Consider the following 13,791-nt stretch of genomic DNA (forward strand, 5'->3'; position numbering starts at 1 on the left):
AGGCTGGGCCAGGGAAGATTGCCTCGGGCGACTTTGCTCTGCAGCCATCTAGGCGGCGCTCACGTTTCGTGACAGTTGCGCCCGTGGTTGCAGAGCAAAGTCGACCGGAGGTAATGCCGTCTCCCGCACAGAAAATTACGTCGAGTTACCGCGTCCTGCTGTGGATAACGCCAGGCGACGCATCTCCCGCGGATCTCGCCGACGACACGGCGCCGACGCCGGCGCGAGCCCGCTCCCGGGCCCGACGCCCGGCCAGGCGAGGCGAGGCGAGGCGAGGCGAGGGTCAGTAGCGTTGGCGCAGCAACTGGGCCGCCTCGACCGCCCAGTAGGTGAGGATGATCTGCGCGCCGGCCCGGCGGATCGAGGTGAGCGTCTCCAGCATCACGCGCTCCCGGTCGATCCAGCCGTTCGCGGCGGCCGCCTCGACCATCGCGTACTCGCCGGAGACCTGGTAGGCGGCGACCGGAACGTCCACCGCGGCCCGGACCGCCGACACCACGTCGAGGTAGGGCAGCGCGGGCTTGACCATCACCATGTCGGCGCCCTCGGCCACGTCCAGCTCGACCTCGCGCAGCGACTCCCGCAGGTTCGCCGGGTCCTGCTGGTAGGTACGCCGGTCGCCCTCCAGCGCCGACTCCACAGCGTCGCGGAACGGGCCGTAGAAGGCGGAGGCGTACTTGACGGCGTACGCGAGCACCGAGACATCCTGGTGCCCGGCGGCGTCGAGCGCCTTGCGGACCACGCCGACCTGGCCGTCCATCATCCCAGACGGGCCGACCACGTGGACCCCGGCGGCGGCCTGGGCCACCGCCATGTCCGCGTACGCGGCGAGCGTGGCGTCGTTGTCCACCCCGCCGTCCGGGGTGAGCAGGCCGCAGTGCCCGTGCGAGGTGAACTCGTCCAGGCACAGGTCGCTCATCACCACTGTCGAGTCGCCGACCTCGGCGATCACGTCCCGGATCGCCACGTTGAGCACGCCGGCCGGGTCGATGCCACCGGAGCCGGTCTCGTCGCGCGTCGCCGGCACCCCGAACAGCATGATCCCGCCGACCCCGGCCTGGACCGCCTCCGCGGCGGCCTTGCGCAGCGAGTCCCGGGAGTGCTGGAGCACTCCCGGGAGCGACGCGATCGCCCTCGGCTCGGTCAGCCCCTCCTTGACGAACATCGGCACGACCAGCTCGGCCGGGTCGACGCGGGTCTCGGAGACCAGCCGCCGCACGGCCGCGTTGCGGCGCAGCCGGCGGGGCCGGATCTCGGGGTACGGCATGAGGGAGCCTCCTGTCAGCGGAACCTCAGGGCGGTCGGGCCCTGCACCTTCGAGCCCCGGCGCTGCTTCGCCGGCATGGCGGCGAGCTTCTCCCGCAGCTCGACGGCGTAGGCGGCGAGCGCCTCCACCAGGTCGGGCACCGAGGCGTGCGGCGGCTGCACGTCGACCCGCAGGCCGAACTCGGTGGCGGTCTCCGCCGTCTTGGGCCCGATGACTGCAACAACCGTGCGCGCGTGCGGCTTCCCGGCGATACCGACGAGGTTCCGCACCGTGGACGACGAGGTGAACAGCACCGCGTCGAACCCGCCCGACTTGATCGCGTCGCGGATCTCGGCCGGCGGCGGCGCCGCCCGCACCGTCCGGTACGCGGTCACGTCGTCGACCTCCCAGCCCCGCTCGGTGAGCCCGGCGGCCAGGGTCTCGGTCGCGATGTCGGCGCGCGGCAGCAGCACCCGGCCGACCGGGTCGAGGACCTCGTCGTGCGGCGAGAACTCGGCCAGCAGGCCCTCGGAGGACTGCTCCCCCGAGGGAATCAGCTCCGGCTGGATGCCGAAGGCGCGGACCGCCTCGGCGGTGGCGTCCCCGATACAGGCGATCTTGACGCCGCCGAAGTGGCGGGCGTCGAGGCCGTGCTCGGCGAACTTCTCCCACACCGCCCGGACCGCGTTGACCGAGGTGAAGATGACCCAGGCGTACCGGCCGTCGACCAGGCCCTTTACCGCCCGCTCCATCTGCGCCGGGGTACGCGGCGGCTCGACCGCGATGGTCGGCACCTCGCACGGGATCGCCCCGTACGCGCGCAGCCGGGCGCTCATCACGCCGGCCTGCTCCTTGGTGCGGGGCACCAGCACCTTCCAGCCGTACAGCGGGCGGTTCTCCCACCAGCTCAGCTTGTCGCGGTCGGTGACGGCCGCGCCGACGGTGAGCACCACCCGGCCGGTGAAGCCGAGCGCCGCCGCGACGAAGGAGTCGACGCTCGACGTGGTGGTGTACTGCGTCTCGCCGGTGCCGTCGCCGGTCACCCCGACCGCTGTGGTGCCGTCGACCCCGGCGGCCAGCAGACCGTCCCGGACGGCGGCCAGGTCACCGGCGTCCACGGCGAGCGCCAGCGAACCCCGGCCGACCGCGGTGGCGAGCGCGTCGAAGTCGAGCGCGGTGACGTCCTCGACGTCGGCGGCGGTGCGTACGCCCGGCAGCGGGACGCCCGCGTAGGTGGCGACGCCCTCGGCCTGGCCGACGCCCGGCACCACCTCGAAGTGGGCGGCGGTACGCGCGACCGCCTGCACCTCCTTGACCACCGAGTCGTGGCCGAACGGGTCACCGGAGACCAGGTGCACGGCGTTCTGCCCGGCCCGGGCCGCGGAGATCAGCACCTTCGCCACGTCCCCCGGTACGCCCTCGGCGGGGCTGAACTCGGCGTCGGGCCGGGCCTGGGCGCGGACGTGCGCCAGGAGCGACTCGGGTACGCCCCGGTCGTAGACCACCTGGTCGGCCTCGACCAGGGCGTCCAGCGCCCGGCGGGTCAGCAGGCCGGGGTCGCCGGGGCCCGCCCCGACGAAAGCGATCTGGCCTACGGGCTTACGGGTGCGGGTCATTCTGTGCTCCCAAGTTGCTGGGTCCCCGGGCCGGCCTGTGCGTCCTGGCCGAGGATCGAGTCGGCGCCGAGTTCGAGGAGTTCGGCGGCGAGTGCCTTGCCGATCTCCGCCGCGTCGGCGGGCGTTCCGGTGCGGGACAGCCGGAGGTCACGAGTACCGTCCGGGCTGATCACCGCACCGCGCAGGTAGATCTCCTGGATCACGTCGCCCTCTTCGGTGATCTCGCCTTCGGCGAGGACGGCGTACGCGGCCACGGGTGCGCTGCACCCTGCCTCCAGGGTGGCCAGCAGCGCCCGTTCCGCGGTGATCGCGGCGCGGGACGGCTCGTGGTCGAGCAGCGCGAGCATCTCGATCACGTCCTGGTCGTCGGCCCGGCACTCGACGGCCAGCGCACCCTGAGCGGGCGCGGGCAGCATGAGCATCGGGTCGAGCGTCTCGGTGATGACGTCGGCGCGGCCGATCCGGTTGAGCCCGGCGCGGGCCAGCACGACGGCGTCGAGGTCGGCGTCCGGGCCGAGCACCCGGGCCACCCGGGTGTCGATGTTGCCCCGGATCGGGGCGACCTCCAACTGCATGCCCAGCGCGTGCAACTGGGCGATCCGGCGCAGCGCGCCGGTGCCGACGCGGGCGCCGGGCGGCAGCTCGGCGAGCGTACGACCGTTCGTGGCCACCAGCGCGTCGCGCGGGTCCTGCCGGGGCGGCACGGCCGCGACGTGCAGGCCGGGCGCCGCCGCGGTGGGCAGGTCCTTGTACGAGTGCACGGCGAAGTCGATCTCACCGGCGGTCAGCGCGTCGCGCAGCGCGGACACGAACACGCCGACGCCGAGTCGCTGCACCGGGGCGGTGGACTTGTCGCCTGCGGTCACCACCTCGACCAGCTCGACCGGGCGGCCGGTGGCCGCGGTGAGGGCTTCGGCCACATGGCCGGACTGGGCCATCGCCAGGGCGCTGCCCCGGGTGCCGAGGCGCAGTGGGGCGGTCATCGCGCACCTCCGGTGGGCGGGATGTCGGCGGCGTCGAACGACGGCCGCCCGTCGAGATCGGTGGCGACCACGTCGGGAACGGTGTCGACCGGGGACGTCTGCGGAACGTCCAGGTCGAACAGCTCGCGCAGCAGCGCCGCGTACTGGTCACCGCCGGGCTCGGCGGCGAGCTGGCGGACCCGTACGGTCGGCTGGTGGAGCAGCCGCTGCACGACCCGGTGCACGGTGCGGGCCACCTCGGCCCGCTGCTCGTCGCTGAGGTCGGGACGGCGCTGGCCGAGCCGGCGCAGCTCGGTGGTGACCACGTCGTCGGCCCGGCCGCGCAGGGCGGCCACCGTCGGCGCCACGTCGGCGCCGCGCAGCCAGCTCAGGAACGACTCGACCTCACCGGCCACGATCCGGGCCACCTCGGCGGCGTCGGCGGCGGCCGGCCCGTCGGCGAGCACGGCGGCCATCCGGTCGATGTCGATCACCTCGACGCCGGGCAGCTCGGCGACGCCCGCCTCGACGTCGCGCGGCACGGCCAGGTCGAGCAGGACCAGCGGGCCCCGGTCGGCGTCCCGGCGGGCCAGCGACCGGGTCACCACGTCGCGGGTGAGCACCGGCTCGGTGGCGGCGGTGGCGGCGACCACGACGTCGACGTCGGCGAGCGCGGTGATCAGCTCGGCCATCGGCACGGCGGACGCGCCGTACGACTCGGCGAGCCGGACGGCGCGGGCGGCGCCCCGGTTGGTCACGGTGAGCGGGCCGGCGCCCAGCCGGGACAGCGTGGCCACGCCCAGCGAGCCCATCGCGCCGGCGCCGACGATCATCGCGGGCCGCCCGGCCAGTTCGCCGTCGAGCAGCTCGGCGGCGAGGTCGAGGGCGGCGGTGACCACGCTCTGCCCGGCCCGGTCGATGTTGGTCTCGGCGTGCGCGCGCTTGCCGACCCGCAGCGCCTGCTGCATCAGCTCGTGCAGCAGGCGGCCGGCCGAGTCGGCGCCAGCGGCGGAGTGGTACGCGTCGCGGAGCTGGCCGAGGATCTGCGCCTCGCCCACCACCATCGAGTCGAGCCCGGCGGCGACCCGGAAGACGTGGTCCACGGCGGCGGCGTCGTAGTGCACGTAGAGGTGCGGGGCGAGCGCCGCCGGCTGGCAGCCGGCCTGATCGGCCAGGACCGCGCAGATGTCGCCGAGTCCGCCGTGGAACCCGGAGACGGCCGCGTAGACCTCCACCCGGTTGCAGGTGGAGACCAGGACGGCCTCGGCGACGTACGGCTGGGCGATCAGGCGGTCCAGCGTCCGGGTCAGGTCTGCGGGCGGGACGGCGAGCTGTTCCAGGGTGGCGACCGGTGCGGTGCGGTAGGACGCGCCGACGACGAGCAGTTTCACGTGCCGATCGCCTCCTGGGTTTCGGTGGCCGCGAGACCGCCGGGCAGGGCGGTGAGGGCGGACCCGCCGGTGGCGGGAAGCGCGGTCAGCGATGCCTTGCGGTGCTCGTGGAAGGACAGGATCTGCAGCTCGATGGCGAGGTCGACCTTGCGCACGTCGACCCCCTCCGGGACCGAGAGTACGCAGGGCGCGAAGTTGAGAATGCTCGTCACGCCGACGGCGACCAGCTGATCGGCGACCGCCTGGGCGGCCGGCGCGGGGGTGGCGATGACGCCGATCGAGATCGCCTCCTCGGCGACCACCTGGGGCAGCTCGTCGATGTGCTGGACGACGAGCCCGTTGATCAGCTCGCCGACCCGGGACCGGTCGGCGTCGAGGAGAGCGGCGATGCGGAAGCCGCGGTTGGCGAAGCCGTCGTAGCCGGCCAGCGCGTGACCGAGGTTACCGACGCCGACGAGCGCGACGGCCCGGCACTGGGTGAGGCCGAGCACCGAGGAGATCTGGTCGACCAGCAGCGCCACGTCGTAGCCGACGCCACGGGTGCCGTACGAGCCGAGGTGGGACAGGTCCTTGCGGAGCTTCGCGGAGTTGACGCCGACGGCGTTCGCGAGCCCTTCGCTGGACACCGTCTCGTGGCCGGAGTCGGCAAGCGCGTGCAGCGCACGCAGGTATTCCGGGAGCCGGGACACGGTCGCCTCGGGCAGGTCCGGAAGCGCCGGTACGGCACCGGTGCGACCGGGCGCGCCTGGTTGACGGTGCTGACTCATGAGACTCCGTGCGGTGCGATCCTCGACCAGCGACAGGGGCCGGTCGTTTCGGGACTCCCGCTGGCGACCGTTGTTGCCGGCTGTGCTAGCAGGGCGCGTCGGAACTACAGAGTAGGCGCTTGTGAAGGGGTGCACAAATCGCGATCTTGAAAGCTCGCGACGCGCCTTCACCTGCCCCTCCATTCTCGCAAGATCGATCGACCGCATCCCTTGGCGGCGCGTGGCGATTATTGCTCAATCCCGACTTCCCTGACCAATCGCGCGCGGTCCGTAGCGCTCCGTCACCGGCGTGGCGAGGCGAGTCTCACGTTTTGCAGTAGGGAGAACCCCACCCCGAAGAGGCCAGCGTGCGGGATGGGTCGGCAGGTCGTACGCCCATAGCCTCGAACCATGACCGCAGCACCACTGGCCACCGCGCCCACCCCGACGTCGCCCGTCCTCGGCCTCCTGCGCCGCCTCGGCCGGGACTCCGCCTATGTACTCCTGGGCCTCCCGCTGGCCATCGTGGGCTTCGTCCTCGCCGTGGTCGGGATCTCACTGAGCGCCGGGCTGCTGGTGACCACGCTCGGCCTGCCGATCCTCGCCGGCTTCCTGTACGCCACCCGCGGGCTGGCCGACATCGAGCGGCTCCGGCTCGCCGGGGTGCTGGACCGGCCCCGGGTACGCCCGGTCTACCGCCGGCCGGAGCCGGGCGCCGGGTTCTGGCGGCGGGTGTTCACCCCGATCCGGGACGCGCAGTCGTGGCTCGACCTGCTGCACGCGTTCGTCCGGCTGCTGGTGGCCCTGCCCACGTTCGTGGTGCTCGTGGTCTGGTGGGTGCTGGCCCTGGGCGGCACGCTCTACGTCGTCTACGACTGGGCCATCCCGCGCGGCGTCGACGAGCAGGACCTGAGCCAGCTGCTCGGGATGGGCGACGGGGCGGGCGCGCGGATCGCCCTGAACACCGCGATCGGGCTGTTCGCGCTGTTCACCCTCCCGCTGGTGGCGCGCGGCTGCGCCCGGCTCCAGGCCGGGCTGGCGTACTCGCTGCTCACCGGCGTGGCCGAGATGCGGCAGCGGATCGTCACGCTGGAGGAGCAGAAGCGCGCCGCCGCCTCGGCCGAGGCGGTCGCCCTGCGCCGGCTGGAGCGCGACATCCATGACGGCCCGCAGCAGCGGCTGGTCCGGCTCGCCATGGACCTCGGCCGGGCCCGCCACCAGCTCACCGCCGACCCGGAGGCGGCCCGGCAGACGCTCGACGAGGCCGTGGCGCAGACCCGGGAGACGCTGGACGAGCTGCGCGCCCTCTCGCGGGGCATCGCGCCGCCGATCCTGGTCGACCGGGGCCTGCCCAGCGCGCTCGCCGCGCTCGCCGCCCGCGCGCTGGTGCCGACCGAACTGGTGGTGGACGACGACCTGGGCACCGCCGCCGGCCGGCTCGACCCCGGGGTGGAGAGCACCGCGTACTTCGTGGTGGCCGAGGCGCTGACGAACGTGTCGAAGCACAGCCGGGCGAACGCCTGCCGGGTGGAGGTGACCCGCAAGGTGGGCCGGCTGGAGATCACCGTCACCGACGACGGCGTCGGCGGCGCCCACCTGGCGAAGGGACACGGGCTCAGCGGCATCGCCGACCGGGTCCGGGCGGCCGGCGGCACGCTGGCGGTGACCAGCCCGGAGGGCGGACCGACCCGGGTCCACGCGGAACTGCCCAGGTGAACCGGCACGCCCCGGACCCGGCCCGCCCGACGGGCGCCGGGTCCGGGCGTGATAGACACCGGACCCATGCGGGTGGTGATCGCGGACGACGCCGTACTGCTCCGGGAGGGGCTGATCCGGCTGCTGACGGAGTACGGGCACGAGGTGGTGGCCGCCGTCGGTGACGGCGTCGCCCTGGTCGAGGCGGTGGTGACGCACCGGCCCGACGTCTCGGTGGTGGACGTGCGGATGCCGCCGTCACACACCGACGAGGGACTGCGCGCCGCGGTGGAGGCCCGCCGCCGGGTGCCGGGTACGCCGATCCTGGTGCTGTCCCAGTACGTCGAGGTGTCGTACGCCGACGACCTGCTGGACACCGCGGGCGGGGCCGGCGGCGGCATCGGCTACCTGCTCAAGGACCGGGTCGCCGCGATCGACGAGTTCCTGGACGGCCTGGCCCGGGTGGCGGCCGGCGGCACGGTGCTCGACCCGGAGGTGATCAGCCAGTTGCTGGTCCGGCGGCGGCGCGACGACCCGCTGGCGTCGCTGACCCCGCGCGAGCGCGAGGTGCTGGCGCTGATGGCCGAGGGCCGCTCGAACACCGCCATCGCCCGGGCGCTGGTGGTCAGCGACGGCGCGGTCGAGAAGCACGTCCGCAACATCTTCACCAAGCTCGACCTGCCGCCGGACGCCACCACCCACCACCGCCGCGTCCTGGCCGTCCTGGCCCACCTGCGCGGCCTGGCCCCGGGGTGATCCACTCCAGGTCGGGGAGGTGGTGGGGTCCGGCGCACCCCGATGCCACCACCTCGCCGAAGTGGTGACGATCATGAAGGTCAGGACAGGGTGCGGGCCACTGTCACCGCGTCGGTGAGCGTGTCGGCGGCCGGGTGGCCGCTGGCGCGCAGCCGGTCCGGGTCGGACAGGCCACCGGTGTAGAGCACGCAGCGGGCGCCGACCGAGGCGGCGGCGTCGGCGTCGTCGAGCGAGTCGCCGATCAGCACCACCTCGTGCCCACCCAGCCCCAGCTCGGCCAGGTGCTTCTCCAGCCATTCGGCCTTGCGCCCGCCGCCGACAGTGGCGCGCAGCCCGTCCACCCGGCGGAAGTGCGGGGTCAGCCCGTACGTGTGCACCGTCGGCACCAGCTCGTCGTGGAACCACATGGACAGCAGCGACTGGCTGCCCTCCCAGGACTCGATCGCGGTGGTGGCGTCGGCGGCCAGCGCGCAGGTGGTCAGCCCGGCCCGGTACGCGTCGTGGAAGACCCGGTCGAGCGTGCCGAACGCGTCGGCGTCCACGGCCCGGCCGAGCATCTCGGCGTAGTAGTCGGCGATCGGCCGCCGGAACCGCACCCGGTGCTCGGCGGCGGTGACCGCCGGCCCGCCGGCGCTGGCGAAGGCGACGTTCGTGGCCTGGACCACCAGGTCGAGGTCGTCGAGGAGCGTTCCGTTCCAGTCCCACACGAGGTGGCGTCGCATACCCGTCACCCGAGCACCATAGTGCTAGAGCTGCGGGGTGGTCAGGTCGCGCAGCAGCCGGTCCTCCTCGACCCGCCAGTAGCCGTGCTCCTTGCCGTCGAGCAGCACCACCGGCAGCCGGTCGCCGTAGTCGCGCTCCATCTCCAGGTTGCCGGTGACGTCCCGCTCCACCCAGCGGTCACCGGTGACCGCCACCACCCGGTCGAGCGCGGCCTTCGCGTCGTCGCACAGGTGGCAGCCGGGCCGGGTGATCAGGATGAGCCTCGGGTCACTGGACATCGGATACCTCCGTGCGGATCTCGGTCGGCGGCGACGGCGACGGCACCGCGGGCGCCGGGCGCAGCTCGGTCTTGCGCACCTTCCCGATCGCCGAGTACGGCAGGCTGTCGACGAACTCGACGGCGGTCGGGCACTTGAACCGGGCCAGGTTACGCGCGCAGTGGGCGAGCAGGTCGTCCGCCGTCACCGCCGGACCGGCCGCCCGCACCACGTACGCCCGCACAGTCTCGCCGGTCCGCGGATGCGGCACGCCGAGGACCGCCGACTCGGCCACCCCGGGGTGCGCCTGGAGCACCAGCTCCACCTCGTGCGGGTAGACGTTGAAGCCGTTGACCAGGATCAGCTCGCCGAGCCGGTCGACCAGGAAGAGGTCGCCGTCGCCGTCGGCGTACGCGACGTCGCCGGTGGCCCACCAGCCGTCCGGGTCCGGCCCGCCCCGCCTGTCCGGCCAGTAACCGGCGAACAGGTTCGGACCGCGCACCACGATCTGCCCGGGGTCGGTGCCGGCCAGTTCGTCGGAGAGGTCCATCTCGTCGTCGTCGGGCTCGTCGGCGGGCACCCCGTCGCGCCACAGCTCGGCGCCGTCGGCGCCGGTCAGGCGCAGCTCGACGCCGGGCAGCGGGCGGCCGATCGAGCCGGGCTTCGGCTCGCCGCCGACGAGCGTCGAGGTGAGCACCGGCGCGGTCTCGGTGAGCCCGTAGCCGACGTGCACCGGGTGCCCGGTCAGCTCGGTGAAGCGCGCGCCGACGGCCGGCGGCAGCGGCGCCGCGCCGCACACCGCGACGCGCACCGAGGTCAGCGCCGCGGCCGGGTCACGCTCCGCCTCGGCCCAGGTCAGGAACATCGACGGTACGCCGACGAGCACCGTGACGCGGTGCCGGGCGATCTCGTCCAGCGTCCCCGCCGTGGGCTCGTCGACGAGTACCCCGGTCGCGCCGTGCCGCACCACGGCGCCGAGCGCGGTGTTCAGCCCGTACGCGTGGAACAGCGGGAGTGCGAGCAGCACGACGTCGTCGGGGCCGAGGACCGGCGGCTCGATCCGGTCGGTCTGGTCGTGGTTGGCGGCGAGCGCGCGGTGCGACAGCATCGCGCCCTTGGGCCGTCCCTCGGTGCCGGAGGTGTAGAGCAGGACGGCCAGGTCGTCGCCGGAGCGGGCCGGGAACCGGACCGGCCCGGCGTCGCCGCCCACCGGCGGCGCGGTGTGCACGGCGCGCAGCCCGGGCAGTTCGGCGCGGTCCACCCGGCCGGTCACCTCGGGCGCGCCGACCAGCACCGCGGCGCCGGAGTCGGTGAGCACGTGCCGCAGTTCGCGGGCGGTGAGCCCGGGGTTGACCGGTACGGCGACCAGGCCGGCCCGCAGCGCGGCGAGGTAGGTGACCACGAAGTCCGGGGTGTTGCCGAACGCGACAGCCACCCGGGGCGGATGCTGCGTTCCGGCGGCCGGCGGCGCGTCGGCGACCAGCGCGCGGGCGGTGGCGGTGACCGCGTCGTCCAGCTCGGACCAGGTGAGCGTCCGCTCGCGCCAGTGCAGCGCGGCCCGGTCGCCCCGTTCGGCGGCGGCCCGGCGGACCTGGTCGGCGAGGTTCAGCGCGGAGCTTTCGGCGGCGTCCTGCACGGTGGCTGAGTCTGGCACAGCCGCGTCCGCCGGACCATGCCCGGACACGGCGCCGGGTCCGCCACACGGGACTGGGAATGCAGTACGGTGGGATTCCCCGGCACGGGACAACGATCTCCAACGGCGCGCGCCGAGCAGCCCGGGGCGACCCGTGCGAGCCGCCTTCGCGACACGCCGAGCGGAAAGAAAATCTGCTCCGACCAGGACTTTCCACTGCGGACCACGATCCGGTGCGAAAGTCAACCACACGCGACGGACAACGGGTCCGCCATCCGTGCGATCCGGCGGGAAATACTTCCGCTCTGTGTAACGGACTTGCCACGCGTGGGTGACGTTGGCCCTATCATCACTCGGGTCGGCTCACCCCATTTGCCGTGAGTCGACACCCCTCAGCCCGAGGAGGCCCCCGTGCCCGTCAGCGCATTGGACCAGCACCTCAAGGGGATCTGCCGCCCGTCGGCACGTCCCGACCCGGCCGCGCCCGGCCGGGTTCCACCCGGTCCCCCGGCCCCACAGTGGCGCCCGGCGCGGTCGCTTCCGATTCGGACCGGGGAGGCGCGGTGACCACCTTCGGTTACGCCGAACGGCCGGCCGGCGTCACCGGCCCGACCCAGCGCAACCCGCTCAACGAGCGCGCCGATCCACCTCCACGGGGCACCGACGGCCAGCTCGCGGTACGCGGCGAGGGACGGCGCGTACGCAGCCGCGCGCACCACACGAACGAGGCGCCGGCACGCCCCGCGACGCCCGGCGGCAACGCGAAGCCCGCAGCCGGGAGACTCGGCAGCCCGGCCCGCCCCACCATGCCGGCCCAGGCCCGGCGCGGCGACGCGGCGACCGACGCCGAGCCCTCCGCTGCGGAGACCGCGATCCTGCCGGCGGTGACCACCGGCGACACCGCCGTCCTGCCCGCCGTGCCGGCCGCCACGCCCGCCACCGGCTTCCCCAGCCGCCCCGACCCGTCCGACCCGGCCACCGAGGTGTGGACGCTCGTCGAACGCGCGCAGGCAGGCGAGTCCGAGGCGTTCGGGCTGATCTACGACAGGTACGTCGACACGGTGTTCCGGTTCGTCTACTTCCGGGTCGGCAACCGCCAACTCGCCGAGGACCTCACCTCCGACACGTTCCTGCGCGCGCTCAAGCGGATCGGCAGCTTCACCTGGCAGGGCCGCGACCTCGGCGCCTGGCTGGTCACCATCGCCCGCAACCTGGTCGCCGACCACTTCAAGTCGGGGCGCTACCGGCTGGAGGTGACCACCGGCGACGTCCTCGACGCCGACCGGGAGGACCGCGGGCCGGAGGGCAGCCCGGAGGCCGCGGTAGTGGAACACATCACCAACGTCGCCCTGCTCACCGCCGTCAAGCAGCTCAACCCGGAGCAGCAGGAGTGCATCGTGCTGCGGTTCCTCCAGGGTTTCTCGGTGGCCGAGACGGCCCGGGCCATGGGCAAGAACGAGGGCGCCATCAAGGCCCTCCAGTACCGGGCGGTACGGGCCCTGGCCCGGCTGCTGCCCGACGGCTTCCACTCCTGAGCGACAGCCCCACATCCGTCCTCCCACCGGCGCTGTCGCCGGGCGCTGTCGCGTGCCCGACGCGCCACGCGGGCCGATCACTCTTGGTGATTTCGCCGCCGCCCCAGCCGTAACCGGCGACCGGCGCGGTCCGTTTCTCCGGGTGCGACCAGTGGTTGTCCCGGCGTCCCCCGGGCCACCCGGTCCGGCGGGTCAGGTCGGCCGTCCCGGTCGACTCTGCGCCTCACGCTGCCACCGGTCGCTGGTGACGACGACGGCCGCCCGGCCGTGACCAGCGAGAGGGGGTGCCGCGGTGGACAGCGACCTCTTCTCCCGTCGGCGGGCCGAGCGCTTCGCGCAACTCCTCGACGAGGCCAACGGCGGACGCCGGCACCATGTCCGGTCCAAGGCGGACGGTGAACTCACCGCGCTCGTCGAGGTGAGCCGCCGGCTCACCGCAGAGGGGCCCGACGTCGAGCCGCGCGCCGAGTTCCGCACCGGACTGCGGGCGATGCTCGTGGCCACCGCCGAACGCGAGGGCATCGGCACTCCGGCCAAGCCCGCCACCACCGGAGTACGCGGCGCGCTGCTGCCCGCGATCACCGGACGCCGGGCGCGGGCCCGGGGCGCGATCCTGGTCGGCGTGGCCGCCGGCGCGATCGCCCTCTCCGGGATCTCCGCCGCCAGCGAGAACGCGCTGCCCGGCGACGCCCTGTACGGGATGAAGCGCTCCACCGAACGCGCCCAGCTCGCGCTCGCCAGCTCGGACATCAGCCGTGGGCAGCTCTTCCTCGACTTCGCCCGCACCCGGCTCGACGAGGCCGCCTCGGTGCACGGCGACCAGCTCGGCTTCAGCGCCGTCCTGGACGACATGGACGCGGACACCCGCCAGGGCGTACGCCTGCTGACCACTGTCGCCGCGCAGCGCTCCGACCCGGCGGCGCTGGACGCGGTGGACACGTTCCTCGCCGGCCAGCGCCGGGTGGTCAGCGGCCTGCTGGACCGGCCCGGCCACGCCGACCGGGAACGCACCCGCCGCTCTCTGGCGCTGCTCGACGCGGCCGGCAAACGCGCCGACGCGCTGCGCGAGGCGATCGCCTGCGGGCTGCCCACGCCGCAGGCCAGCGACGCGCTCGGGCCCGCCCCGGCCGCCTGCCCGGCCGACCGCTGAGCGCGGACGCCGACCGCACCACACTTCTCCCGGCGGACACCCGCCCGTCACACCGTGCCGGATACGCTCGACGCGGAGGGC

At 74.1% G+C, this 13,791-nt stretch carries 12 protein-coding genes; 4 read left to right on the forward strand and 8 right to left on the reverse strand.

Annotation, left to right across the window (positions count from 1 at the left end; all coding sequences use genetic code 11):
- Nucleotides 1-283 precede the first annotated feature (283 nt).
- The 5 genes from hemB to AMK25_RS15410 are packed head-to-tail and all read right to left on the reverse strand — an operon-like array spanning nucleotide 284 to nucleotide 5,982.
- Nucleotides 284-1,267: a porphobilinogen synthase gene (gene hemB / locus AMK25_RS15390; RefSeq protein ID WP_073829039.1), complete on the reverse strand. Its 984-nt coding sequence runs from the start codon at nucleotides 1,265-1,267 to the stop codon at nucleotides 284-286.
- A gap of 14 nt (nucleotides 1,268-1,281) precedes the next feature.
- The gene (locus tag AMK25_RS15395) at nucleotides 1,282-2,862 is read right to left on the reverse strand and encodes a uroporphyrinogen-III synthase (protein WP_073829040.1); all 1,581 of its coding nucleotides are present in this window, start codon (nucleotides 2,860-2,862) and stop codon (nucleotides 1,282-1,284) included.
- Complete coding sequence (gene hemC, locus AMK25_RS15400) at nucleotides 2,859-3,845, reverse strand: hydroxymethylbilane synthase (protein ID WP_073829041.1); 987 nt, start codon at nucleotides 3,843-3,845, stop codon at nucleotides 2,859-2,861. Before hemC ends, AMK25_RS15395 begins: the two co-directional genes overlap by 4 nt.
- Nucleotides 3,842-5,215 carry a glutamyl-tRNA reductase gene (locus AMK25_RS15405; RefSeq protein ID WP_073829042.1) on the reverse strand — a complete coding sequence of 458 codons (1,374 nt, stop codon included), beginning with the start codon at nucleotides 5,213-5,215 and terminating at the stop codon, nucleotides 3,842-3,844. The genes hemC and AMK25_RS15405 overlap by 4 nt, the downstream gene beginning before the upstream one ends.
- The gene (locus AMK25_RS15410) at nucleotides 5,212-5,982 is read right to left on the reverse strand and encodes a redox-sensing transcriptional repressor Rex (protein WP_073829043.1); all 771 of its coding nucleotides are present in this window, start codon (nucleotides 5,980-5,982) and stop codon (nucleotides 5,212-5,214) included. Before AMK25_RS15410 ends, AMK25_RS15405 begins: the two co-directional genes overlap by 4 nt.
- Nucleotides 5,983-6,372: 390 nt before the next feature.
- Between AMK25_RS15410 and AMK25_RS15415 the strand changes: the two genes are divergently transcribed.
- Both AMK25_RS15415 and AMK25_RS15420 read left to right on the forward strand, forming a co-directional pair.
- A complete protein-coding gene (locus tag AMK25_RS15415) occupies nucleotides 6,373-7,677 on the forward strand; it encodes a sensor histidine kinase (RefSeq protein ID WP_073829044.1) in 1,305 nt (434 codons plus the stop codon).
- Between the two features lie 66 nt (nucleotides 7,678-7,743).
- On the forward strand, nucleotides 7,744-8,412 hold the full coding sequence (locus AMK25_RS15420) for a LuxR C-terminal-related transcriptional regulator (protein WP_073829045.1): 669 nt from the start codon (nucleotides 7,744-7,746) through the stop codon (nucleotides 8,410-8,412).
- An 80-nt stretch (nucleotides 8,413-8,492) separates the two neighbouring features.
- On the opposite strand, the gene AMK25_RS15425 is transcribed toward AMK25_RS15420, so the two are convergent.
- Genes AMK25_RS15425 through AMK25_RS15435 form a run of 3 tightly spaced genes read right to left on the reverse strand, consistent with a single transcriptional unit; the run spans nucleotide 8,493 to nucleotide 11,076 of the window.
- Complete coding sequence (locus AMK25_RS15425; RefSeq protein ID WP_073829046.1) at nucleotides 8,493-9,134, reverse strand: HAD family hydrolase; 642 nt, start codon at nucleotides 9,132-9,134, stop codon at nucleotides 8,493-8,495.
- Nucleotides 9,135-9,158: 24 nt separating this feature from the next.
- Nucleotides 9,159-9,413: a glutaredoxin family protein gene (locus AMK25_RS15430; RefSeq protein ID WP_073829047.1), complete on the reverse strand. Its 255-nt coding sequence runs from the start codon at nucleotides 9,411-9,413 to the stop codon at nucleotides 9,159-9,161.
- Nucleotides 9,403-11,076, reverse strand: coding sequence for an AMP-binding protein (locus AMK25_RS15435; protein ID WP_073829048.1), 1,674 nt, complete (start codon nucleotides 11,074-11,076; stop codon nucleotides 9,403-9,405). Before AMK25_RS15435 ends, AMK25_RS15430 begins: the two co-directional genes overlap by 11 nt.
- 512 nt (nucleotides 11,077-11,588) lie before the next feature.
- Here AMK25_RS15435 and AMK25_RS15440 point away from each other — a divergent pair.
- Both AMK25_RS15440 and AMK25_RS15445 read left to right on the forward strand, forming a co-directional pair.
- On the forward strand, nucleotides 11,589-12,560 hold the full coding sequence (locus tag AMK25_RS15440; protein ID WP_073829049.1) for an ECF subfamily RNA polymerase sigma factor, BldN family: 972 nt from the start codon (nucleotides 11,589-11,591) through the stop codon (nucleotides 12,558-12,560).
- Nucleotides 12,561-12,852: 292 nt separating this feature from the next.
- Entirely contained in the window at nucleotides 12,853-13,710 is an 858-nt protein-coding gene (locus AMK25_RS15445; protein WP_073829050.1) for a DUF5667 domain-containing protein, read from the forward strand.
- Nucleotides 13,711-13,791: the final 81 nt, after the last annotated feature.

Origin of the sequence: Micromonospora sp. TSRI0369, assembly GCF_001905625.1 — a bacterium.
Lineage (GTDB): Bacteria > Actinomycetota > Actinomycetes > Mycobacteriales > Micromonosporaceae > Micromonospora > Micromonospora echinospora_A.

Coding starts and splice junctions, on each gene's coding strand:
- AMK25_RS15420 (WP_073829045.1), top strand. CDS start 7,744: ATGCGGGTGGTGATCGCGGACGACGCCGTACTGCTCCGGGAGGGGCTG.
- hemC (WP_073829041.1), bottom strand. CDS start 3,845: ATGACCGCCCCACTGCGCCTCGGCACCCGGGGCAGCGCCCTGGCGATG.
- AMK25_RS15410 (WP_073829043.1), bottom strand. CDS start 5,982: ATGAGTCAGCACCGTCAACCAGGCGCGCCCGGTCGCACCGGTGCCGTA.
- hemB (WP_073829039.1), bottom strand. CDS start 1,267: ATGCCGTACCCCGAGATCCGGCCCCGCCGGCTGCGCCGCAACGCGGCC.
- AMK25_RS15395 (WP_073829040.1), bottom strand. CDS start 2,862: ATGACCCGCACCCGTAAGCCCGTAGGCCAGATCGCTTTCGTCGGGGCG.
- AMK25_RS15425 (WP_073829046.1), bottom strand. CDS start 9,134: ATGCGACGCCACCTCGTGTGGGACTGGAACGGAACGCTCCTCGACGAC.
- AMK25_RS15430 (WP_073829047.1), bottom strand. CDS start 9,413: ATGTCCAGTGACCCGAGGCTCATCCTGATCACCCGGCCCGGCTGCCAC.
- AMK25_RS15415 (WP_073829044.1), top strand. CDS start 6,373: ATGACCGCAGCACCACTGGCCACCGCGCCCACCCCGACGTCGCCCGTC.